The sequence below is a fragment of the Sulfurospirillum cavolei genome (assembly GCF_001548055.1).
Classification (GTDB): domain Bacteria; phylum Campylobacterota; class Campylobacteria; order Campylobacterales; family Sulfurospirillaceae; genus Sulfurospirillum.
The window spans coordinates 598,165-622,497 of sequence record NZ_AP014724.1; the positions used below are offsets into that span (position 1 = coordinate 598,165).

23 protein-coding genes are annotated in these 24,333 nt (G+C 39.9%); all 23 read left to right on the forward strand.

Going from position 1 to position 24,333, the window contains the following annotated elements; genetic code table 11:
• The first annotated feature begins 8 nt into the window (after positions 1 to 8).
• The 23 genes from UCH003_RS03135 to UCH003_RS03245 all read left to right on the forward strand — a co-directional run bounded on the left by UCH003_RS03135 (position 9) and on the right by UCH003_RS03245 (position 24,331).
• Positions 9 to 827 (forward strand): DNA ligase, encoded by an 819-nt coding sequence (locus tag UCH003_RS03135; protein ID WP_060825391.1) that lies wholly within the window; start codon positions 9 to 11, stop codon positions 825 to 827.
• A gap of 12 nt (positions 828 to 839) precedes the next feature.
• On the forward strand, positions 840 to 2,099 hold the full coding sequence (locus tag UCH003_RS03140) for a nucleotide sugar dehydrogenase (protein ID WP_060825392.1): 1,260 nt from the start codon (positions 840 to 842) through the stop codon (positions 2,097 to 2,099).
• An 81-nt stretch (positions 2,100 to 2,180) separates the two neighbouring features.
• Positions 2,181 to 3,512 (forward strand): mannose-1-phosphate guanylyltransferase/mannose-6-phosphate isomerase, encoded by a 1,332-nt coding sequence (locus tag UCH003_RS03145; RefSeq protein WP_060825393.1) that lies wholly within the window; start codon positions 2,181 to 2,183, stop codon positions 3,510 to 3,512.
• On the forward strand, positions 3,509 to 4,627 hold the full coding sequence (gene gmd, locus UCH003_RS03150; protein ID WP_060825394.1) for a GDP-mannose 4,6-dehydratase: 1,119 nt from the start codon (positions 3,509 to 3,511) through the stop codon (positions 4,625 to 4,627). Before UCH003_RS03145 ends, gmd begins: the two co-directional genes overlap by 4 nt.
• Before the next feature lie 4 nt (positions 4,628 to 4,631).
• Positions 4,632 to 5,600 (forward strand): GDP-L-fucose synthase family protein, encoded by a 969-nt coding sequence (locus UCH003_RS03155; protein WP_060826919.1) that lies wholly within the window; start codon positions 4,632 to 4,634, stop codon positions 5,598 to 5,600.
• 41 nt (positions 5,601 to 5,641) lie between these two features.
• Positions 5,642 to 6,604, forward strand: a complete 963-nt coding sequence (locus UCH003_RS03160) for a Gfo/Idh/MocA family oxidoreductase (protein WP_060825395.1) — start codon at positions 5,642 to 5,644, stop codon at positions 6,602 to 6,604.
• Complete coding sequence (locus UCH003_RS03165; protein ID WP_060825396.1) at positions 6,601 to 7,170, forward strand: acyltransferase; 570 nt, start codon at positions 6,601 to 6,603, stop codon at positions 7,168 to 7,170. The genes UCH003_RS03160 and UCH003_RS03165 overlap by 4 nt, the downstream gene beginning before the upstream one ends.
• Positions 7,167 to 8,276 carry a DegT/DnrJ/EryC1/StrS family aminotransferase gene (locus UCH003_RS03170; RefSeq protein WP_060825397.1) on the forward strand — a complete coding sequence of 370 codons (1,110 nt, stop codon included), beginning with the start codon at positions 7,167 to 7,169 and terminating at the stop codon, positions 8,274 to 8,276. Before UCH003_RS03165 ends, UCH003_RS03170 begins: the two co-directional genes overlap by 4 nt.
• A 74-nt stretch (positions 8,277 to 8,350) precedes the next feature.
• Positions 8,351 to 8,680: a MarR family EPS-associated transcriptional regulator gene (locus UCH003_RS03175; protein ID WP_060825398.1), complete on the forward strand. Its 330-nt coding sequence runs from the start codon at positions 8,351 to 8,353 to the stop codon at positions 8,678 to 8,680.
• A gap of 184 nt (positions 8,681 to 8,864) precedes the next feature.
• Entirely contained in the window at positions 8,865 to 10,130 is a 1,266-nt protein-coding gene (locus UCH003_RS03180; RefSeq protein ID WP_060825399.1) for an oligosaccharide flippase family protein, read from the forward strand.
• Complete coding sequence (locus UCH003_RS13785; RefSeq protein ID WP_231964803.1) at positions 10,127 to 12,505, forward strand: N-acetyl sugar amidotransferase; 2,379 nt, start codon at positions 10,127 to 10,129, stop codon at positions 12,503 to 12,505. Before UCH003_RS03180 ends, UCH003_RS13785 begins: the two co-directional genes overlap by 4 nt.
• A gap of 8 nt (positions 12,506 to 12,513) precedes the next feature.
• Positions 12,514 to 13,122 carry an imidazole glycerol phosphate synthase subunit HisH gene (gene hisH / locus UCH003_RS03190; protein WP_060825400.1) on the forward strand — a complete coding sequence of 203 codons (609 nt, stop codon included), beginning with the start codon at positions 12,514 to 12,516 and terminating at the stop codon, positions 13,120 to 13,122.
• Entirely contained in the window at positions 13,122 to 13,898 is a 777-nt protein-coding gene (locus UCH003_RS03195; protein ID WP_060825401.1) for an AglZ/HisF2 family acetamidino modification protein, read from the forward strand. The genes hisH (UCH003_RS03190) and UCH003_RS03195 overlap by 1 nt, the downstream gene beginning before the upstream one ends.
• Positions 13,895 to 15,022: an N-acetyl sugar amidotransferase gene (locus UCH003_RS03200; protein ID WP_082709138.1), complete on the forward strand. Its 1,128-nt coding sequence runs from the start codon at positions 13,895 to 13,897 to the stop codon at positions 15,020 to 15,022. The genes UCH003_RS03195 and UCH003_RS03200 overlap by 4 nt, the downstream gene beginning before the upstream one ends.
• Position 15,023: 1 nt before the next feature.
• Positions 15,024 to 16,148: a glycosyltransferase gene (locus tag UCH003_RS03205; RefSeq protein WP_158509029.1), complete on the forward strand. Its 1,125-nt coding sequence runs from the start codon at positions 15,024 to 15,026 to the stop codon at positions 16,146 to 16,148.
• Positions 16,145 to 17,206, forward strand: a complete 1,062-nt coding sequence (gene wecB / locus UCH003_RS03210; RefSeq protein WP_060825404.1) for a non-hydrolyzing UDP-N-acetylglucosamine 2-epimerase — start codon at positions 16,145 to 16,147, stop codon at positions 17,204 to 17,206. The genes UCH003_RS03205 and wecB overlap by 4 nt, the downstream gene beginning before the upstream one ends.
• The gene (locus UCH003_RS03215; protein WP_231964804.1) at positions 17,163 to 18,413 is read left to right on the forward strand and encodes a glycosyltransferase family 4 protein; all 1,251 of its coding nucleotides are present in this window, start codon (positions 17,163 to 17,165) and stop codon (positions 18,411 to 18,413) included. Before wecB ends, UCH003_RS03215 begins: the two co-directional genes overlap by 44 nt.
• Positions 18,414 to 18,485: 72 nt before the next feature.
• Positions 18,486 to 19,493, forward strand: a complete 1,008-nt coding sequence (locus UCH003_RS03220; protein ID WP_060825406.1) for a glycosyltransferase family 4 protein — start codon at positions 18,486 to 18,488, stop codon at positions 19,491 to 19,493.
• Positions 19,493 to 21,634 carry an STT3 domain-containing protein gene (locus UCH003_RS03225; RefSeq protein WP_173636950.1) on the forward strand — a complete coding sequence of 714 codons (2,142 nt, stop codon included), beginning with the start codon at positions 19,493 to 19,495 and terminating at the stop codon, positions 21,632 to 21,634. The genes UCH003_RS03220 and UCH003_RS03225 overlap by 1 nt, the downstream gene beginning before the upstream one ends.
• Positions 21,635 to 21,666: 32 nt before the next feature.
• Positions 21,667 to 22,572, forward strand: a complete 906-nt coding sequence (locus UCH003_RS03230; RefSeq protein ID WP_060825408.1) for a PDC sensor domain-containing protein — start codon at positions 21,667 to 21,669, stop codon at positions 22,570 to 22,572.
• A complete protein-coding gene (hisH, locus tag UCH003_RS03235; RefSeq protein ID WP_060825409.1) occupies positions 22,569 to 23,180 on the forward strand; it encodes an imidazole glycerol phosphate synthase subunit HisH in 612 nt (203 codons plus the stop codon). Before UCH003_RS03230 ends, hisH (UCH003_RS03235) begins: the two co-directional genes overlap by 4 nt.
• Positions 23,180 to 23,890: a 1-(5-phosphoribosyl)-5-[(5-phosphoribosylamino)methylideneamino]imidazole-4-carboxamide isomerase gene (gene hisA, locus UCH003_RS03240; RefSeq protein ID WP_060826921.1), complete on the forward strand. Its 711-nt coding sequence runs from the start codon at positions 23,180 to 23,182 to the stop codon at positions 23,888 to 23,890. The genes hisH (UCH003_RS03235) and hisA overlap by 1 nt, the downstream gene beginning before the upstream one ends.
• 75 nt (positions 23,891 to 23,965) lie before the next feature.
• Positions 23,966 to 24,331, forward strand: coding sequence for a chemotaxis response regulator CheY (locus UCH003_RS03245; RefSeq protein ID WP_060825410.1), 366 nt, complete (start codon positions 23,966 to 23,968; stop codon positions 24,329 to 24,331).
• Positions 24,332 to 24,333: the final 2 nt, after the last annotated feature.

Here is a 24,333-nt window from a genome sequence, read left to right on the forward strand (position 1 = left end):
GAGTGCCGATGCGTAAGGTTGTTTTTATCTGTTTCGTATCGCTTTGCTTTTGTTTTGCCGCTAAGCCGGATTTGATGCTTTTGGAAGAGTGGAAAGACCAAAACGTTTCAGGCTGGTTGATGAGCGAGAAAATGGACGGCGTACGCGCTTATTGGGACGGGCAAAAGTTGATTTCGCGCGGCGGCGTCGTTTTTGCGGCTCCGACATGGTTTACCGAAGGATTTCCGCCTTTTGCGGTGGACGGAGAGTTGTGGAGCAGGCGCGGAGAATTTTCGAAAATTGTCTCGATCGTCAAAAAACAAGAACCGCACGAAGGATGGAAGGAGATCGCTTTTTACGCGTTTGACGTTCCTTTGGAAAACGGCGGTTTGGTGCAGCGTTTGGTCAAGCTTGAGTATTATCTCAAACTCAATCAAGCCGATTATCTTCACGTCGCAAAGCAAATGACATGTAAAGACAACGACGATTTGCAACGTTTTCTAAGCGAGGTTGAACAAGGCGGCGGAGAGGGTGTCGTCGTCCGCAATCCCGATGCCAAATACGTTGCCAAACGCGATCCGAACGCCTTAAAAGTGAAACGTTTTTACGACGCCGAATGTGTCGTCACGGCACTACACCCGGGCGAAGGAAAATACAAAAAAGTTTTAGGCTCGCTGACATGTCAAAACGACGAAGGCGTTCGCTTCGATATCGGTTCGGGTTTTAGCGACGAAGAGCGAAAAAATCCTCCGGCGATCGGAACAAAAATTACGTACACGTACAAAGAGACGACGTCCAATAAAAAACCGCGTTTTCCCGTGTACGTGAGAATCAAAGAAGAGATTTAAAAGGTAGTGGTTATGGATAAAATTGCAATCATCGGTCTGGGTTACGTCGGGCTTCCCTTAGCCGCAGAGTTTGCTAAGCAATACCCCGTCGTCGGCTTCGATATTTTTCAAACGCGTATCGACGAACTTTCTCAAGGGTACGATCGTACCTTAGAACTCACAAGCGATGAACTCAAAGAAGCATTACGTTGCGGCATAAGCTTTAGCACGAATCTGGAAGATATGCGTTCGTGTACGATTTTTATCGTTACGGTTCCTACGCCGATCGACGCAAGCAATCGTCCCGATTTAACGCCTCTGATTAAAGCCAGTCAAAGCGTGGGAAAAGTTTTGAAAAAAGGCGACATCGTCATTTACGAAAGCACGGTGTATCCGGGCGTGACCGAAGAGGTTTGCGTGCCCGTTCTCGAAGAGGTTTCGGGCTTAACGTTCAATCGCGACTTTTTTGCGGGTTATTCACCCGAGCGTATCAATCCGGGCGATAAAACGCATACGGTTAAGCATATTTTGAAAGTGACTTCGGGTTCTACGCCCGAAGTTGCCGAAAAAGTCGATGCGCTTTACCGTAGCATTATCGTCGCCGGAACGCATAAAGCCTCTTGCATTAAAGTCGCCGAAGCGAGTAAAGTCATCGAAAACACTCAACGAGACGTGAATATCGGGCTGATTAACGAATTAGCGCTTATTTTTAATACGATGGGAATCGATACCAATGAAGTCTTAGAAGCCGCCGCGACGAAATGGAATTTTATTAAGCTCAAACCGGGGCTTGTCGGCGGACATTGCATCGGGGTCGATCCGTATTATTTAACGTACAAAGCCGAAGAGTTAGGCTATAAACCCAATCTCATTCTCGGCGCGCGCCAAATCAACAACAGTATGGGAAAATACATCGCCGATAAAACGATTAAGCTGATGATCGAACACGATACGAAAATTAAAGACGCCAATGTCCTTATTTTGGGCTTGACCTTTAAAGAAAATTGTCCGGACATTCGCAATACCAAGGTCGTCGATATTATCGAAGAGTTAAAAACGTTCAAATGCAACGTCGATGTTTACGATCCGTGGGTCGATCCGGTTGAAGCAAAATTGCATTACGGCTACGATTTGATCGCCGATCCGTTTGCCAACGATAAAAAATACGATGCCATCGTCGTCGCCGTAGGACACCAAGCGTTTGTGACAGTGCCCGAGTCGGAGTACCGACGCCTCAGTCACGTTTTAATCGACGTCAAAGGCATCCTCAAAAATCCGACGTGGAGATTGTAAAGATGGTCGATAGATTATCTTTTCATTGGTGCATAAACGTAAATCGTAAAAATATATATAATGAGAAGCAAAGGATTTTTCGTGATTAATGTCATTTTATGCGGCGGGAGCGGTACACGACTATGGCCGCTTAGCCGTACGTTGATGCCCAAACAGTTTGTCAAACTTTTTGATCAAAAATCGTTGTTCCAGTTGACGGTTGAACGCAACAGTACGGTGTGTAGCGAACACTTTATCGTCTCCAATACCGAGCAATATTTCTTAGCACTCGATCAATTGGAAGAGCTTAAAAAGTCGAACAATCGTTATTTGCTCGAGCCGATTGCTCGCAATACAGCTCCTGCTATTGCCCTTGCATGTATGGCGGTAAACCAAGAAGAGATCGTTTTAGTTACCCCAAGCGATCATTTGATTAAAGATCAAAAAGCATATGAAAGAGCGGTTAACGAAGCGGAACGCTTAGCCAAAGAGGGCTTTTTGGTGACGTTTGGTATCAAGCCGACGTTTGCCGAAACGGGATTCGGTTATATCGAAGCCGAGGGTGAAGAGGTGAAAGCTTTTCATGAAAAGCCTGATCATCAAACGGCGGAAGCTTACGTACAAGCCGGAAATTACTACTGGAACAGCGGGATGTTCTGTTTCAAGGCAGGTGTGTTTTTACATGAGCTTGAAACGTATGCGCCGCAAATTTTCCTGACATGTCAAACCGCTTATGCGCATGCGCGTCAAGAAGTTGTTTTACGTATCGGTCATGATGATATGTTTACTATTCCCGAAGATAGTATCGACTATGCCGTAATGGAAAAAAGCAAAAAAGTGAAAGTCGTTCCCAGCGATATGGGTTGGAGTGACGTGGGAAGTTTTGATGCGCTTTGCCAAGAACTTGACAATGATGGAAACAATAATTTTATTATGTCCCCTAAACATGTAAGCTTAATTGATGTGCATGATTTGATTGTGATTGATACGGAAGATGCCCTTTTGATTAGCCAAAAAGGGTGTTCTCAAAAAGTTAAAGAGATCGTAGGACAACTGAAAAAAGAGCATGTTGAACTTACCACAACGCATAAAACAACGCATCGGCCTTGGGGAACTTTTACGGTATTGGAAGATAAATTAGGCTATAAAATTAAAAAAATTATGGTTAAGCCCGGGAAACGTTTGAGCCTTCAAAAGCATTTCCACCGCAATGAACATTGGATCGTTGTGAGTGGAACAGCCACGGTTCAAGTCGAAGCGAAGACGTTTCTTGTGAGGGAAAATGAATCGACCTATATTAAAGCAGGTGAAATTCACCGCCTTGAAAATCAAGGTAAAATCCCACTGATTCTGATTGAAGCACAAGTGGGCAGTTATACGGGCGAAGACGATATCGTAAGAGTTGAAGATGATTATAAAAGGGAAAATGTATGAATCAAAAAGTGGCACTGATTACAGGTATTACGGGACAAGATGGCAGTTATTTAGCAGAATTTTTGCTTAAAAAAGGCTACATCGTTCACGGTCTTAAACGACGCAGTTCACTTTTTAATACCGATAGAATCGACCATCTTTACCAAGATCCACATGTAGAAAATAGAAATCTTATCCTTCATCACGGCGACATGACCGATAGTATGAATTTAACGCGTATCATCCAAGAGACACAACCTGATGAGATCTATAATCTTGCGGCGATGAGCCATGTGGCTGTTTCATTTGAAACACCCGAATACGTTGCGAATGCCGATGGCACAGGCACACTTCGTATCTTAGAGGCGGTGCGCCTTTTAGGCTTAGAGAAAAAGACAAAAATCTATCAAGCGAGTACGTCTGAACTTTACGGTAAAGTGCAAGAAACCCCACAGAGCGAGACCACACCGTTTTATCCAAGAAGTCCTTATGCCGTGGCTAAAATGTATGCGTATTGGATTACGGTGAACTACCGAGAAGCATACGGCATGTTTGCCTGCAATGGTATTTTATTTAACCATGAATCGCCCGTACGCGGAGAGACGTTTGTAACGCGTAAAATCACGCGAGCGGCAAGCAAAATCGCTTTAGGTCTTCAAGATAAACTCTACCTTGGTAACTTAGATGCCAAACGTGACTGGGGTCATGCCAAAGATTACGTGCGTATGATGTGGATGATCCTACAAGCAGACGCGCCAGAAGATTGGGTTATCGCAACGGGACAAACCACAATGGTACGCGACTTTGTGCGTATGGCGTTTGGCTATTGCGGTATCGAGCTTGAATTTAAGGGTGTTGGCGTGAAGGAAGTCGGTGTCGTCAAAGCATGCTCCAATCCACTTTACCAAGTCGAAATCGGAAAAGAGGTTGTCGCAGTTGATCCTCGCTATTTTAGACCGACCGAAGTGGATTTACTCTTAGGAGACCCCAGTAAAGCGGAACAAAAACTCGGTTGGAAACGTGAATTTAAGCTTGAAGATTTGGTCAAAGACATGATGGCATCGGATCTAAAATTGATGACAAAAGACGTCTATCTTAAAGAGGGCGGCTATAAAATTATGAGTTATTTTGAGTAGAAACATGCAAAAAACCTCCAAAATTTATGTCGCGGGTCATCGAGGTCTTGTTGGAAGTGCCATTGTCAAAAGCCTTATAGCCCAAGGTTATACCAATATTATCGGTAAAACACACGGAGAACTTGATCTTACATGTCAAAAAGACGTGCAAGAATTTTTTGAAAAGGAAAAGCCCGAATACGTTTTTCTAGCGGCCGCTAAAGTCGGAGGTATCGTAGCCAACAATACCTACCGTGCCGATTTCATCTATGAAAATTTAGCCGTGCAAAATAACGTGATTTACCAAAGCTATGTTCATGGCGTTAAAAAATTGCTTTTTTTAGGATCTACATGTATTTATCCTAAAAACGCACCACAACCTATGAATGAAGAATCTTTACTCACAAGTGAACTTGAATACACCAATGAACCTTACGCGATAGCTAAAATTGCCGGTATTAAAATGTGCGAGAGTTACAATCTTCAATACGGTACCAACTTCATTTCCGTGATGCCTACGAATCTTTACGGTCCAAATGATAATTTCGATCTTGAAACGTCGCATGTGCTTCCGGCACTCATTCGAAAAATTCACGAAGCCAAAGTGAATCAAGAGAAGGAAGTCGAAATTTGGGGAAGCGGAAAACCGCGAAGAGAGTTTCTCTACTCCGAAGATATGGCAGACGCGTGCGTATTTCTTATGGAAAACGTTGATTTTAAAGATCTGATCGGCGGTAAAAAAGAGATTCGTAATACGCACATTAATATCGGAACGGGAGAGGATATTAGTATTCGAGAACTAGCGGAATTGGTACGAACGATTGTCGGCTATGAAGGAACACTCGTTTACAATACGGATAAACCTGACGGAACGATGCTCAAGCGTACCGACCCTTCAAAGCTGAATGCTTTGGGTTGGAAACATAAGGTACGGCTTGAAGAAGGAATCCAAACGGTTTACGGATGGTTTTTGAAAGACAATAGACATATTTAATACGCTTATTATAATATCACGGCTTGGTGGAAAAAACTATAATGAAAAATTTTGCTCTGATTGGAGCTTCTGGTTATATCGCTCCACGACATATGAAAGCGATTAAAGATACAGGGAATGATCTGATTTGTGCTTTAGATAAAAATGACAGTGTAGGGATTATTGACAGTTATTTTCCAGAAGCAAGCTTTTTTACGGAATTTGAACGTTTTGATCGCTTTGTGGATAAATGGCGAAGAGAACAAGGGAAAAAAATAGAATATGTTTCTATTGCAACGCCAAATTATTTACACGATGCGCATATTCGTTTTGCACTCAGGAATGAGGCACATGCAATTTGTGAAAAGCCTTTAGTTTTAAATCCTCACAATATTGATCAGCTAAAAATTATCGAGCAAGAGAGCGGTAAACGAGTTTATACAATTTTGCAATTAAGGCTTCATGATTCTATTATTACACTCAAAAATAGAGTTGAAAGTGAATTACGTTTAAATCCTCATAAAATTTATGATATTGATTTAACGTACTTGACCAGTCGCGGAAAGTGGTATTTTACCAGTTGGAAAGGGGATGAGTCTAAAAGTGGGGGCATCGCAACCAATATCGGCGTACATTTTTTTGATATGCTCGCATGGATTTTCGGGACGATAGAAGAAAACAGTGTCCATATCAAAAATGCAGACACCAATGCCGGCTTTATAAAGTTCAAACATGCAAATGTAAGATGGTTTTTATCCGTTAATTATGAGTATATCCCTGAAGAAATCCAAAAACAAGGTAAACGCACTTTCCGAAGTATGACAGTAGACGGGGAAGAATTTGAATTTAGTGAAGGGTTTACGGAATTACATACCTTAAGTTATAAACATATTTTTGAAAATGACGGTTTTGGTCTGGACGATGCTCGTAGTTCTATTAATATCGTTTCTACAATTCGAAAATTAAACCCTATAGGTTTAAAAGGCGAATATCATCCTTTTGCTTCTAAAGTTTTGCACGCATGAATACTTTTTTTGTACATGAATCAAGTTATGTTGATGAGGGTGTATGTATCGGAGAAGGAACAAAAATTTGGCACTTCTCTCATATTTTAAGTGGTTCTTGCATCGGAACAAATTGCTCTTTTGGTCAAAATTGTGTGGTTGGTCCCCATGTCAAAATAGGACATAGCGTGAAAGTCCAAAATAATGTTTCGATTTATGAAGGTGTTGAAATTGAAGATGATGTTTTTCTAGGTCCTTCCGTCGTTTTTACCAATGTGATTAATCCACGGGCTTTTATCTCTCGTAAAAATGAATTTAAAAAAACGCTGGTAAAAAAAGGAGCTTCTATTGGAGCGAATGCAACTGTTATCTGCGGAGTCACAATCGGACATTATGCATTGATAGGAAGTGGAGCCGTAGTCAGCAAAGATGTTCAGCCTCATGCCCTCATGGTCGGGGTTCCGGCAAAACAAATAGGTTGGGTTGGCATATCCGGTAGTACGCTAATTTTTACCAATGAACAATCGGAAGATGACTATGCGTATTATCACCTTGTAAACGATGCACTAAAAGTCGTGCTAAAATGAAAATAGATTTTGCTAATTTAAAGTACCAACACGCATTGTACCAAGATGAAATTGAACAAGCCATTTTAAAGGTTGTTCGAAACTGTAATTTCATTATGGGAGAAGAGGTACAAGAGTTTGAAAAGCACTTAGAACATTTTACGAAAGTAACCTATGCTATTACATGTAGCAGTGGTACGGATGCTTTATTACTCGCGATGATGGCATTGGATATCACTCCTGGGGATGAAATTATCACAACGCCGTTTACATTTATTGCCACAAGTGAAACCATGGCATTATTGGGAGTTAAACCTGTATTTTCAGATATTGATGAAAAAACTTATACGCTTGATCCTCTTAAAATAGAAGAAAAAATTACGTCTAAAACAAAAGCGATTATGCCTGTATCTCTTTATGGGCAACCTGCTGATATGGATGCGATTCAAAATCTTGCCGATGCTTATCGTTTAAAAGTGATCATCGACGGTGCTCAGAGCTTTGGAAGTACATGTAAAGGTAGAAGCGATAGCGCATTAGGAGATATATCCTGTACGAGTTTTTTCCCGGCAAAGCCGTTAGGATGCTATGGCGACGGTGGTGCCGTATTTACCAATGATGAGCACCTCGCTTCAAAACTAAAATCATTAAGAGTGCATGGACAGACAAAACGGTATTATCACGCGTATATTGGTCTTGGCGGAAGACTTGATACGATACAAGCTGCTATTTTGAACGTCAAATTAAAATATTATGAAAAAGATTTGGACTTAAGGCAAAACGTTGCGAAACAATATACGCAAGCTTTACAAGAAATCCCTAATGTAACCTTGCCTTTTCTCTCACAAAATACGACGAGTGCCTGGGCACAATATTCGATTAGGGTACACAATCGAGATGTCGTTCAAGAACAATTAAAGCGTGCTGAAATTCCGACAGCTGTACATTACCCTGTACCTCTTCACTTGCAAGAATGTTTTCGTTATTTGGCATATCAACAAGGTGATTTTCCTATTGCCGAACGTATTGCACAAGAGATCATCAGCTTACCGATGAATCCTTATATCACAAGTGAAGAGATCGCATACATTGCTCACACTTTACGAGAAGCAATAATAGATCATTAGAACGAGTGTTGGTTTTAAGGAAGTAACAAGCCATACGGTTATAATATTCATTCATTGAATGCATAAGGAAATCTATGGCAACTCCCAATTTCCCTGATTCTGAAGCGCTAGCTGTTTTGAGAAGCGCCGAGAATCATTCATCGCAAAGTACCTTAGCAGATGAGATAGGTTATAGTGTCGGCAAGGTCAATTACATCCTTAAAGCTTTGATTGAAAAAGGCTTTGTCAAAGTGCAACGCTTCGCAAATAGCGATAATAAAAAAGGATATAGCTATCTTTTAACAAAAGAGGGGATTAAGCATAAGCTGTATTTGACGGAAAAATTCGTTCAAATCAAAAAGCAAGAGTACGACGAATTACAAGCCGAACTTGAAAAATTGAAAAAACAAGCCGATGCTCTCTAGCTTTAAACCTAAAAGCGAGTTTAGCCGTAATGTTTTGACCCTTATGACGGGTACAACCATAGCGCAAGCAATCCCTATTGCCATTAATCGTATATGTTCAAAAATTTGTTAGGAGTGATAATAGCGGAGTTGTCGGATACTTGGAAAGCAACATGTTATTATTTGAAAGAAAATTAGGTATTTAATGTTAAAAAGAAATCTTTATTCACCTTTTTTGAAGAATACAAGTATTTATTTGTGCGGTTCTCTTATTAGTGCCGGTGTTCCTTTTTTATTATTGCCCATTCTCACAAGACATCTCAATCCAAGTGAGTATGGCTACGTATCAATGTTTACTCTTCTATTATCCATTGTTGGAGTTTTCACGGGCTTAAGTGTACAAGGTTCTATAGCAAGAGAGTATTTCAATGAAAATATTAATTTTAAAGAGTTTGTTTTTAATTGTATTCTTCTTCTCTTCATCAGTACTTTATGTGTTATGCTGCTATTTTTACTTTTTATAGAATATATTAGCAAGTGGTCTTCCCTATCAGATTATTATTTATATGCAATTGTTGGCATATCTTTTTTTCAATTTCTTAGTTTAATAGTTTTAGCTTTATATCAAATTCAAGCGAAAGCAAAAGAATATAGCTTTATGCAAATCTTTCAATCTAGCGGTACAGTGTTACTTAGTATCTTTTTTATTGTGTATTGTGAGATGGACTGGCAAGGAAGAGCTTTAGCTCAAATACTTACGATGATAACTATAGGCTTAGTATCATGTAAAATTTTATATAAAGATTGGATTGTTATTCGTGTGAACAAAGAGTATTTAAAAATTGCTTTATCTTTTGGGTTGCCTCTTATTCCTCACAGTTTGGGAGGAACACTGGTTGTCGTCGCCGATAGATTAATTATCAATAATTCTTTGGGTGTTTATGATGTGGGCATTTATACGGCAGGGTTACAGATTGGAAAGATGATGAGTCTAGTGACAAGTTCTATAAGCAATGGGTACACGCCTATTTTTTATAAATGTTTAAATGAAAGCAATGACACATTAAAAAAGAAAATTGTTTTGCTGACATATATATATTTTATAGGACTTCTTGTTTTAGCTTTTATAATAGGGTTTTTTGCACCACTCTTAGTAAAGTATATCTTAGGAAAGAATTTTTTTGCTTCTGCCAATATAATTTTTTGGATAGCGCTAGGAGAGGCTTTTAACGGTATGTATCTTGCTGTTGTCGGATATATTTTTTATGTTAGGAAAACAATAGGTTTGGCAATAATTACTTTTGTATCCGGGGTGACATGTATTGTAAGTACATATCTTTTGGTCCAAATAATGGGGATTGAAGGTGCCGCAATAGCTTATAGCATAAGTTTATTGACGACGTTTTTATTAACGTGGATATATGCTATTAAAAATTACAAAATGCCTTGGTTTGTAGGTAATGTAAAATGATAAAACATAAGATTAAACGAATTATCCATATTTGTGCAAGTTTACAAAAGCGGGATACTTATCAACAGATTGAGCCTTGTGATATTCTTTTTTGTTGTAGTGAAAATGATTTAGGCGATGTCATTAATTCAAAATTTTATTCAAAAACGATAGATTATTTATTTGAAACAATGCAACAACATAATATTTCCGTACAAAAAATTTTATTGCCTTTTTCGTCTTTATCTCAAAGTAAAATTTATCTCAAAAGCTATTCTGTTAATCGAAGCTATTTTATTGCAAGACTGTTAGATATTTTTTTAAGAACAAAAAATAAATTTAGTATCGACGTATATAAAAATATATTAGAGCATTCTCATTGTAAGTGGATTATAGGTATAGGCTTAAATGAGTATCTATGTAAAGCTGCGGATGAGCTCAATATTTTTAGTGTTGAAGTGCTACACTCCTTAGGATTCCCTAATATACAGCATCCATGGTTCAATAAAGAAGAGTTCTTTTTACCAAAAGGAATTATGGTGTTCGATGATATATCATATAATACGTATGAAAAAAAATTGTCTAAAAGAACGAAACTTTTACGCTTAGATCCTTTTTGGTTAAATAAAAAATATTCATTATCTTCAATACCCGAAACTTTTGAGTTTGTAACAAAAGTGCAACGATACCAAAAAACTATACTCGTTTCATTACAATGGGGGTATGATGGAGATACGAATTATTTTAATGGCATATTGGACAACGGGATTATCCATCAGAATTTGTTAAAAGCTATAGAGCAAACTCAAAATAAAATTTTGTGGCTGTTAAGATTGCATCCTGTGCAAGTAAGAGATCAAAAATATCGGCATCATGTCAATTTTGTTCAGTTGTTATGTCAAAAATATAAAAATGTTGAATATTCTTTTTCAAGTCATTTACCGTTATATGAAATCCTTGCTTTGGTAGATGGTCATATCACTATGTGTAGTATGCTCGCTTACGAAGCTAGTTTTTTTAACATTAAAACTTTTTTTATGTGTCCAACACTTAGAGCCGGTGGTGTGTATGAAAAATATTTTGAAGATTTAGTCGCAAAAGGTTTAGGAATTAAGAGTGAAGCTAAAACAGAAAAAATTTTAGAATGGACGAATACATGCAGTAAAAGCAATATATTAGATGTACAAGTAAGTAGTATAAAATTTCAAATAGAAAGCATATTAAGTTGGTTAAAAGTGAGTTATGAGGAGCTCTATAAAAATTCTGATCAAATCTGTACCCGTTGTGTCATGGATACGACAGACCCAAAGATCGTGTTTGATGCAAACGGTGTTTGTAATCACTGTAGAGAATTTGACGCCATTAGCTCAAAACGGTGGTTTCCGAATGAGGAGGGTGCGAAAACGTTAAATGCTATTTATGAAGGCATTAAGCGTGAAAATGCTCACAAGCCTTATGATTGTATTTTGGGGCTTAGCGGTGGAGTTGATAGCTCTTATCTGGCGTTAAAATTACACGAAGCAGGTATGCGCCCGCTGGTGGTTCATGTTGATGGTGGGTGGAATAGCGAGCTGGCTGTTGCCAATATTGAAAAAATTGTTCGCTATTGCGGTTGGGATTTACACACTATCGTGATTGATTGGGAAGAGATGAAAGATTTGCAACTGGCGTATCTAAAATCGGGAATTGCCAATCAAGACGTTCCGCAAGACCATGCTTTTTTTGCCTCTTTGTACCATTTTGCCACCAAGCATGGTGTTAGGTATATTATCAGTGGAGGGAATATCGCTACCGAGAGCGTCCTACCGAAATCATGGCACTGGGATGCGATGGATGCAGAAAATTTGAGAGCAATTCATCAAAAATTCGGTACCCAAAAGCTCAAAAACTATAAAACAATAGGATTTTATGAACTCTATTTTTACTACCCTTTTATCAAGAAGATGAGAACCGTTCGACCTTTGAATTTTATGCCTTATATCAAGCGTGAAGCATTGCAAGAACTAAAGGAAAAAATAGGCTATAAAGAGTATGCAAGAAAGCACGGAGAATCCATTTTTACAAAGTTTTTTCAAAATTATTGGTTGCCTGCAAAATGGGGATACGATAAAAGAAAGCCTCATTTATCCAGTTTGATTCTCTCTTCTCAAATGACAAGAGAAGAAGCGTTAGAGGAGCTTAGCAAACCGTTGTATAACGAGCAAGAACTCAACGAAGATAAAGCATATGTCGCTAAAAAATTGGGTATAAGTACGGATGAGTTAGAACAAATTTTTCATATGCCAACTCATAGCTATAAGGATTTTGCCAATAGGGAACGAAACTATACGCAAATGAAAAAAATTCAATCTTTTTTAACAAAATTACTCGGCAAAAATTTGTCGCGATATTCGTAAGGGCATTCATGATAGCCATACTTGATTACGGAATAGGCAATTTAAAATCTATTCACAATATGTTTAAAAAAATCGGAATTGATGCGGTGATTACATCAGATATTCATGAAATCCAAAATGCCGATAAGTACCTTTTACCCGGTGTAGGCTCTTTTGATTATGCGATTATGCGCCTAAAAAACGCTTCTTTTTTTGATGTCTTGGAAAAAGAAGTTTTAGAGGTAAAAAAGCCCGTGCTTGGCATTTGTCTTGGGATGCAACTTTTGACGCAAAGAAGCGAAGAGGGTAAAGAGCAAGGGTTGGGCTGGATAGATGCGCAAACGATACGATTTGATTTGGACGATAAAAGTTTGGCGATTCCTCATATGGGTTGGAACAAGGTCATACCAAGAGAAGAGGGAAAGGTGCTCTTTAAGCATTTGCAAGAGAGTCGGTTCTATTTTGTGCACTCCTATCACGTTGTCTGCAACGATGAAGCAAACATCGCGGCAACAACGTGTTATGGGGATGATTTTACATGCAGTGTTTCTAAAGGCAATATTTACGGTGTGCAATTCCATCCTGAAAAGAGCCATAAATTCGGTATGCAACTTCTTAAAAACTTCGGAGAACTGTAATGCTTCAAAAAAGAGTGATTCCGTGTCTTTTATTGCATAAAGGGGGATTGTATAAAACGGAAAAATTCAAAAAACCGACGTACATTGGCGATCCCATTAATGCGATTAAGATTTTTAACGAAAAAGAAGTCGATGAGCTGATGTTTTTGGATATTGATGCAACCATTTTGCACAAAGAGCCAAATTATAAAATGATAGAAGACATTGCCGGTGAATGTTTTATGCCTCTGTGCTACGGCGGTGGTGTGAAGAATATAGAGCAGATGAAAAAGATTTATGCCCTAGGAGTGGAAAAAATTTCACTCAGTTCACAAGCTATTTTAAACCCACCGCTGATCGGCGAAGCGGCCGGTATCTTTGGCAGTCAGTCCGTGATGGTCACCATAGACGTTAAGAAAGATTTTTGGGGAAAGACAAAGGTTTTTATCCATAATGGAAAAACCAACACAAAGCTCAATCCCATAGAATTTGTGACCATCGTTGAACGTCTAGGAGCGGGTGAAATCGTTATCAATTCAATTGATAACGACGGGATGATGAATGGATATGATATTGAACTGCTAAAAGCACTAAAAGCCGTTTTAAATGTTCCTCTTATCGCGCTTGGGGGTGCGGGGAAAATGGAACATATCAAAGAGGTGTTTGAACAAGCAAACGTAGATGCCGTTGCCTGCGGCAGTCTTTTTGTGTATCAAGGGCCGCTTAAAGGCGTTTTGATTAGTTATCCTCCCTATGAGCAGATTCAAACGTTATTGGACGGAGGGACACATTTATGACGTACGATGCAATAAGGGTGTGTACCAGATGCGTGATGGACTCCACGATCAAAGCGATTGATTTTGATGAGGATGGCGTTTGTAACTATTGCAAAACATACGAACACAGGGTTGCGACGGAATTATACAAAGAACCTGAGAGAAGCGAAAGACTGTATGCGTTAATTCGCACGATGAAAGAAGAGGGCAAAAATAAAAAGTATGATTGCATCATTGGTGTTAGCGGAGGTGTCGATAGCAGTTATATCGCTCATTTGGTGCATGAATTTGGTTTGCGTGCCTTAGCCGTACATTTAGACAACGGTTGGAATAGTGAATTGGCGGTAAAAAATATTCAGTTACTTTTAGACAAGCTTCATATTGATTTGTACACGCATGTTATTGACTGGGTGGCGTTTAAGGATTTGCAAAAGGCATTTATCAAATCCTCTATCGAAAATTTAGAAATACCGACAGACCATGCCATCACCGCATTGCTGCTTCAAACGGCGGATAAACACGGCGTGCGCTATATCTTAAACGGAAGTAATTTGGTCACGGAAGGCATCTTACCCGTTCAAGGCGGTAGAAGCATCGACGATAGGCTCTTAAAGGATATTCATAAAAAGTTTGGAACCCAAAAATTGAGTAATTATCCCGTGATGAGTATTTGGAGTTTTGCCTACAAAGTGCTGGTAAAGAGAATTAAATACCTTCCGATTCTAAATTATATGGATTACGATAAAGAGGCTACAATTCGTTTGCTTGAGGAAAAATACGGCTGGAAAAGGTACGGCGGAAAGCATTATGAGTCTATCTTTACACGATTTTTCCAAGGCTATTTATTGCCGATGAAGTATGGTTACGATAAACGAAAAGCGCATTTTTCGACGTTGATTATGTCGGGTCAAATGAGTAGAGAAGAGGCCTTGCAAGAGCTAACACTCAACCCTTATCCTAGCGAAAGGCTTTTGGAAGAAGACAAGGCGTTTTTTTTGAAAAAGTTTGATTTTACCGAGAAAGAGTTTGAGCATATTATGAAGCAACGTCCAAAAGTACCGTCTGATTTTAATTCTTACGAGAGGCTTTTTGAGACATTAAAACCTTTGATGCTTAAAATCAAAGAGTATGCTAAAGGCAATTAGCGTGAAAAATATCAATCTTCATCTCTATCCTAGCACGATGACGAATGAGAGTCGCATTTTTAAAGAAGCCACATTTATAGCGCATCATTTGGATTTTGAGTCTGTTTTGTTGATGGGGCTTTGGAAAAAGGGTTTAGCTAAAGAGGAGTGCCTTGATGCCCAGATTCATATTAAGCGAATAGCATTATTTGGCATTCAAAAAAGAGCCGTATTGTATGTGTATTTGCTTGTGTATGGTTTATTGTTTATTGTGGCGCATAGACCTAGGATGATTAACATTCATACCGTGGAGTTCTTGCCCTTAGCCTTTGTCGCCAAATGTTTTGGGCTCAAAGTCGTTTACGACACGCATGAATTAGAGACGCAAAAGGCTAATGTTAAAGGATTGAGGCAAAAACTTTCGATGCTTATCGAGAGCGTTTTTATTCGCTATGCCGATGTTGTTATCGTGGTAGGTGAAATGATAGCCGATGTGTACAAGAAGATGTATCCGAAGAGGCAAAGACCCTATGTCGTGCTCAACACACCTCCGTATGGTGATGTTGTCAAAAAAAATATTTTTAGAGAGCTGTTTGGTATAAGCCAAGAGCAAATCATCTTCTTATACCAAGGAGGGCTTGGCAGGGGGCGAGGTGTTGAGATGATTTTAGAGGCCTTTCAAGGTTTGCAAAACACCCCTTACGTGGTGGTTTTTATGGGTTCTGGGGTATTGGAGGCGAGCATTATTGAGGCATCAAAAAGGTATAAAAATATCTTTTTTCATCATGCCGTTGAACCAAAAGTGCTCTTAGACTATACTTCTTCGGCAGATTTTGGATTGTTGTTGTATGAAAATACGTGTCTGAATCACGCCTATTGTTGTCCCAATAAACTTTTTGAATACATTATGGCAGAATTACCCGTGATGGTGTCTCCTTTGCCTGAGATTAGCGCATTGGTCGCACGCCATCAGATTGGTATGGTGCTTGAAGAAGAGAGTGTAGAGGGTTTAAAAAAAGCCATCGATACCATAGCTTCATGGGATAAACAAGTGCTCATCCATCCGTTAAAAAGGGTTAAAATGGGCTATAATTGGGAAGCGCAAGAAGAGATTTTACGAAAAATTTACCAAGAAGAAAACCCATGAAAATAGTGACGATTTTAGGTGCACGCCCCCAGTTCATCAAAGCTGGAACACTGAGCCGTGCCATTGCATCGCATCCTAGCATACAAGAGGTCATCGTTCATACGGGGCAACACTACGATGCCACGATGTCGGATATCTTTTTTGAGCAGATGCACATACCCAAACCCAATTATTTTTTAGGTGTCGGTGGGAAATCGCACGGTGCAATGACGGGGCAGATGATTGAAAAGATTGAAGAAGTTTTGCTCATCGAAAAACCTGATTGGGTTTTGGTTTACGGCGATACGGATTCTACGCTTGCGGGTGCACTTGCTGCGAGTAAGTTACATGTAAAGATCGCGCACGTGGAAGCGGGATTGCGGTCATTTAATATGAAAATGCCCGAAGAAATCAATCGCATTGTAACCGATAGAGTCAGTACGCTTCTTTTTTGTCCGACCGAGGTGGCTGTTCACAACCTCAAACATGAAGGTTTTGAAACCTTTACATGTAAGATTGTTCAAAGCGGTGACGTGATGTATGAAGGGGCATTGTTTTATCGCCAATATGCTCAAAAACCAACCTTACATGTAAAGAATGATTTTGTGCTTTGTACGATTCATCGTGCCGAAAATACTGATGATGAGGTGCGTTTAAAAAGTATTTTTGATGCCCTCAATGAGATAGCCAAACAAAGGCAAATTGTCCTGCCCATACATCCACGCACTCGAAACGCTCTTAAAGCACAAAAGTATCAACTCTCCCCAAATATTACCTTGATAGAGCCTGTGGGGTATCTTGAAATGATATGGCTTATAGACCACTGTTCCCTCGTGATGACGGATAGCGGAGGGCTTCAAAAAGAGGCGTATTTTTTCCATAAGCCTTGCATGACCTTGCGGGATGAAACAGAATGGGTAGAGCTTGTGGCATGCGGTGCCAATGTGCTAGTCGGTGCTAATAAAGAAACAATTATCTCTACATTTTCAAATTTCATGTTTAAGCCGAAAGTTGCAAACCTATACGGCGATAACAATGCGAGTACGCTTATTATTCAGGCCTTGGTATCATATGCCTAAAAACATTTTAATCATTAACGAATATGCAGGAAGTCCATCTTACGGAATGACGTTTCGACATTATTATTTTGCTAAAGAATTTATGAAAAAAGGGCATCATACAATAATCGTAAGTGCCTCTTTTTCCCATTTTTTAAAGCGTTATCCCGATATGAAAGGTCTTTCTTATAAGCAAGAAACGGTTGAAGGCGTTGATTTTTTATGGATTAAAGTCTTGAAATATACAAAATCATTTGATATAAAAAGAGCTTTTAAATGGTTAGATTTCACGTGGAAACTCTTTTTTATAGGCAAGGCTCTACCCACAAAGCCGGATGTTATTATTTGTTCTACTACAGAGCTATTTGCAATTGTACCGGCTTATTATTTGTCGAAAAAGTATAAAGCTCAATTAGTTTTTGAAGTACGAGACATATGGCCTCTTACATTAATTGAGATAGGCGGTTTTTCCAAACATAATATTTTTATTAGGGTTATGGCGTGGTTAGAAAAATTTTCACTTCAAAAATCAGATATATTAATTTCCAATTTATCGCATTATTCCAAGCATCTTCATGACTTAAACATACATCGAGATGTACATTGGATTCCTAACGGGATTGATCTTGATGAGATGGAGCATCGTGAAAATTTACCTGAGCTGCTAAAATCATCTATCCCGAGAGATAAATTTGTCGTGGGATACACTGGTAAATTAGGGACTTCTAATGCGTTGTTATTTTTATTGCAAGCGGCTAGGATGTTGCGAAACAACCGTGATATTGTATTTGTTCTTGTCGGTAGCGGACAGGAAGAAGAGAATCTAAAGTCTTATGCCGCCGATTTAGAAAACGTTGTTTTTATGGAAGCAATTCCCAAGATACAGATTCAATCTATGTTGCAGCTTTTTGATGTTTGTTATTTAGGACTGCAAAAAAAAGATCTTTTTAAATTTGGTATTTCTCCAAATAAACTTTATGATTATATGTTGAGCGGAAAGCCTATTTTGCAAGCAATCAATATTCAAAACGATATTGTAGAAATATCGGGTTGCGGTTTATGTGTACAAGCTGAGGATGCCAATGCCATTGTTGATGCAATAAAAATATTTTACAGTATGCCCAAAGAAATGCGAAAACAATTGGGAGAAAAAGGTAGGGCATATGTACTTCAGAATTTTACGTATGATCGTCTAGCGCAAGCGTATCTTTCCTGCTTGAGCATTTAGATGAGGATACTTTAGATTTTAAACTCTTTTAAACTATAATAATAGCCTAAACATGACATGTAAGGACGTACGTTGGCACTGATCGATACTTTTGTCTTGTTCAAATGCTTGACGGTTTTTAGCGTATCGTTAAGTTTAAACGTTTTTTTGGTTTATTATCAAAAACGCATCAATATTTTAGATATTCCCAACGATCGTAGTTCGCATGATCGCGTGGTTCCTCGAAGCGGCGGCATTGCTATTTTTAGTGCGTTTGTTTATGCCTTTGTTCTTTTCAATCCTCTTGAAAACGCGATAGCGTTATTGCCCTTGACTTTGGTTTTTATAACAGGACTTTGGGACGATATTCGCTCGGTACCCGCAAGGCTTAAGCTACTTATTACGGCATGTGCCGGAGGATTGTTGTATCTGAACGGATTTGATATTCAACGGTTCGGAATCTTTTTTGGGCATGAAATTGTTTTTACTTTCTGGGCAGCATTGGCGTTTTGCGCATTTGCGATTAGCGGATTTGTGAGCGCTCTTAATCTGATCGACGGCTTAGACGGGTTAGCCTCGTGTATAGCGTTAGTTATCTTAGCGGCATTTTCTTATATCGGATGGAAATATGAAGATCTTTTTTTGTTTTATACGTCCGTAGGCTTGATCAGTGCTTTGATAGGATTTTTAGTCCTAAATTGGCATCCGGCTAAAATTTTTATGGGTGATAGCGGTAGTTTAACGATAGGTTTTATTATTGCGATGCTGACGCTTTATTCGATTCAAAAAGCGTATATAACGGCTATTTCCATTTTGCTTTTAGCGGCTATTCCGATTTTAGATACATTGATCGTGATGTTACGACGCATCCTTAACCATCAAAGCCCTCTGCATGCCGATAAAACCCATATACACCATATGATTTTTCAATTGCAAAACGGCAATACGCGAAGAACGGTTATTATTTTAGGGCTTTTGCAAGGATTTTTTTCGTATATAGGGTTAGGATTTAAAGTGCGAGACGATGTTTATATTTTCTTTCTTTATGCTCTTTGCTTTACGATTTTTTATCTTTTACTCACACCCAAAAGAGGTGCTTGATGGATTTACGTTACAAAAGTTACGTTGCATTATATTGTTTGATTGCTTTTGCGTTTAGCATTGCGATTCGTTTGATTTGGGTGTATCAGTTTAGCGATTTTGAGAGTTTTCACTATGCCGATACGTTTATGATTAACACCAACGACGGTTATTATTGGGCGGAAGGTGCGCGAGATTTGCTTGCGGGGGTACATCAAAAGTTTGACGGCTCTCCCATAGATCAAGCCCCTGCTCAATTAACGTTTCTGCTTGCGAAAATAGTACCGGTTTCGTTTGAAACGCTTATTTTTTATATGCCGGCCGTTTTGGGATCGTTGATCGTTTTCCCGATGATGTTGATCGCGTATAACCTCGGTATGATCGAAGTCGGTTTCCTTGCATCGTTATTGGCGTCGATCGCGGTCAGTTATTACAATCGAACGATGATCGGGTATTACGATACCGATATGCTCAATATCGTCTTCCCGACACTTCTTTTATGGTCGTTGATTTTGGCATTACGCACAAAAGAAGATAAATACCTTCTGATAACGGCAGTAGAAATTATTGCGTATCGATGGTGGTATCCGCAAAGCTATTCGTTGGAATTTGCATATTTGGGGTTGATCTTAGTTTATGCTTTGGTGTTTGAGCGTAAAGAGTCTTTCCCGATAAAGTTAATCGCAATGATGCTTTTTGCGATGATGGGTTTGCCGATATTGGCCCGTTTGATCGGTGTAAGCGTGCTTTATGCCCTCTTCAAACAAAAAAAACTTGCTTCATACGTGTGGTATATTTTAGCGATCGGTAGTATTCTTTTTTTTGCAACGGGAGGGTTCTCTCCGATTTGGGCGCAATTAAAAAGTTATGTTTTTAAAGATGCGATCGACGTAAGCCAGCAAGGACTCGAACTTCATTTCTTCTCAGTTAACCAAACGATTCGAGAAGCCGGCGATATTCCTTTTTCGGTTTTTGCGGAGCGAATCAGCGGACATACGATCACGTTTGTTGCTTCGATAGTCGGTTATGTGTTATTGGTACGACGTTACAAAGCGATGTTGTTGGGATTACCGCTCATGGGACTCGGCTTTTTAGCACTTTGGGGCGGACTACGCTTTACGATTTATGCCGTACCCGTTTGCGCGTTGGGCGTTGCCTATCTACTTTTTATACTTAGTAGCTCCATTACGGGACTTTTCGTCAATGAAACATTGGGGCGGATTCTCAAATCGAGCTTTGTCGTAACGGCAAGCTTAGCCGTTTTATATCCTAACGTCGCGCATATTATCGAATATAGAGTTCCGACCGTCTTAAATAAAACCGAAGTCGAACAGCTCTCATCATTGCGAAATAACGTCGGTAGAGAAGATTATATCGTGACATGGTGGGATTACGGCTATCCGTTACGCTACTATGCCGATACGAAGACGTTGATCGATGGCGGAAAACACGGCGGCGACGTGAATTTTCCCGTCAGTTTCATGCTCACGAATACGCAAGAAAGTGCGGCGCGACTTGCCCGTTTGGAAGTCGAATACACCGAAAAAGCCTTTGTAACGGCCGAAGAAAACGAAACGAAAGAACACCCAAAAAAGATCATCAACAATACCGCTCAAATGAGTTTGGATTACGGTTTTAACAATGCCGACGATTTTTTAGATGCGTTGCAAACGCCTTTGAGCTTACCTCAAAAAACGCGTGAAATCTACTTCTATTTACCGTTTCGCATGCTCAGTATTTTCCCGACCGTCGCACAATTTAGCAATTTGGATCTTATGAGCGGCAAAACGGTTCGCCATCCTTTTTTCTACGAAACAAGTCGTTTTCAAGACGGTGCTAAATTGCTTCAACTCGGAAACGGTATCGCTTTGGATAAAGAAAAAGGAGCGTTAAAAATCGGCAGTAACGAAGTTGGCGTTCGTACCTTCATTCAAACGGGATACGACGAGCGCGGTACCTTTGTGAAGCAACAACAATCGCTTCATCCCAACGGTGAACTCAATGTGATCTACATGCAGCCATATAATACCTTTTTAATCGTCGACAACGCTATGTTCGAATCGACGTATATACAACTTTTTGTTTTGGAAAATGCGGATGGGCGGTTTTTTGAGCCGATTAGTTTAGAACCGTATGCTAAAATATACCGTTTGAAAATTTAGTTACAATTACGAAAACTAAAAAGGTAGATGTGATGGTCATTCGAGAAATACAGCAGTTCTCAGAAGTGAGAACGCGGGCAAGAGCCTATTTGTGCTATCTTTTTACGCGTAATATACCCAATCGCATGCCAGAACCCAATCTGGACGTGATTACCGCGAGCTTAGATAAAATCGTGCATGAAGTCGACGATTTTGAAGCCTTGTATCTGTTGGATTACAAAGGCGAACAAGTCATTAACAATATCACCGACGATCCGCATAAAAAAGGCGGGCTCGGACAAAATCGTAGCGGTAAATCTTATTATTACCGTGCGGTACGTGAAAAACGGTGCGTTTTAAGCGATCCTTACCCTTCAACGTTAACGAACGACTTAACCGTCACGGCGTCGTATCCGATTTACGACGAACAAGGAGCGTTACGTTTTATCGCATGTATCGACGTCTCGTTAGAGCATATCTTAAAAATTGCTCACCCCTCGTCGTTGCAATCGGGATTTGGAAAAACGTCGAAATTGATCTATACGCTTTTTTCGATCTCTTTACTGGCAATCGCGCTTTTACTGCTTTTTAACGGTATGCGAAGTTTGTTTATGCACGGACTTGCCTTCGAACTTTTGGACATTAAAGCGATGTTCGAATCGACCATTTTGATTACGCTCTCTTTGGCAATTTTCGATCTGGTAAAAACCATTTTTGAAGAGGAAGTTTTAGGGCGTAACGAAAAAGACGATACCTCCGGAATGCATAAAACGATGGTACGTTTTTTAGGCTCGATTATTATCGCGTTGGCGATTGAGGCGTTGATGTTGGTGTTTAAATTTGCGATTATCGACGCGTCGCATATCGTCAATGCGGTGTATCTTATCGGAGGCGTGACGTTTTTACTGTTTGGCTTGGCGTTTTACGTGAAATCCGTGAATCAAAAGAGAGAATTATGATAGGTTTAATCGATTACAATATGGGCAATCTTCGAAGCGTTACCAACGCGTTTGAGAAACTCGGTACGCGTATCGAAATTGTGAAAGACGCTTCACATGTAGAAGGTTACGACAAGATTATTCTTCCGGGTGTAGGTGCCTTTAAAGATGCGATGGCGTGTTTAAAAGAGCGCGAGATGGATGAAGCCGTCAAAGCGTTTGCCGCAACGAAAAAGCCTCTTTTAGGTATCTGTTTGGGGATGCAACTGTTGTTTGAAGCCAGCACGGAATTTGGAAAAACGCAAGGTCTAGGACTCATTGAAGGGGAGGTCGTTAAATTTGACACGACGCGTTTTTCTCAACACCTTAAAGTACCGCATATGGGTTGGAACGAGCTTGAAGTGGTGCGAGATACACCGCTTTTTAAGGGGATGGCACCTCGCTTTTACCTCTACTTCGTACACAGCTTTCATGTGCAGTGCGACGAAAAATATCAAATCGGAAAAACGACGTACGGCTATACGTTTGCGAGCGCGGTTCAAAAAGAAAATATCTACGGGTTTCAGCCGCACCCTGAAAAGTCGCATGAAAACGGCTTGGCTATTTTAAAGAATTTTGTGGAGTTATGATGGAAATTTTACCGGCGATTGATTTAAAAGACGGCAAAGCGGTACGCTTGACAAAAGGACTAATGCAAAGTGCTACGGTCTATTCGAATGAACCGTGGGAAGTGGCAAAAACGTTTGAAGAAATGGGCTCAAAATGGGTTCACTTGGTCGATTTAAACGGTGCGTTTGCGGGTGAACCGCGCAATATGGAGCAAATTCAAAAAATTCGTAAGAAATGCAACCTCAAATTGGAATTGGGCGGAGGAATTCGCGACGAAGAGACGATTCGACGTTATGTCGATCTTGGAATCGATCGGGTTATTTTGGGCTCCGTCGCGCTTAAAAATCCCGCTTTCGTCAAAGAGATGTGTCGAAAGTACCGTATTGTCGTAGGCATCGATGCGATCGACGGTTTTGTCGCAGTGGAAGGTTGGGCGGAAAAATCGACGATGTTGGCGACGGATTTAGCCAAAGAATTTGCGAATGCCGGCGTGGAGGCAATTATTTGTACCGATGTCGGGAGAGACGGCATGTTAAGCGGCGTTAATGCGGAGTTTACGCTTTCCATTGCGGAAGCTTCGGGGATCGATACGATTGCCAGTGGAGGCGTTAAAAATTTGGACGATATAGTTTTACTAAAACACTCGCGTAAAGTCGCCGGCGTTATCGTCGGAAAAGCGTTTTACGAGGGTACTTTGGACTTACGCGAAGCCTTTGCCCGTTGCTCTTAAAAGAGTGCTTTAAACTAAGTTCAAACTAAAGTTCGTTAGAATGGAAGACTAAACCTTAAAGTTAAAGGAGTGACATTGAAGCTGCTTGTAGTAGACGATAGCTCGACAATGCGCCGTATTATAAAAAACACTTTACAGAGATTGGGGTTTGATGACGTGTTAGAAGCAGAACACGGCGTAGAAGCCTGGCAAATTTTGGAAAGAACTCCGGATATAAACGTTTTGATTACCGATTGGAATATGCCCGAGATGAACGGACTTGATCTCGTACGAAAAGTGCGTGCCGAAAAAAAATATGAAAATATGCCGATCATCATGGTCACGACCGAAGGCGGTAAAGCCGAAGTTATTACCGCGCTTAAAGCCGGAGTCAATAACTATATCGTCAAACCGTTTACGCCCCAAGTCTTAAAAGAAAAACTCGAGGATGTTTTAGGTTAATC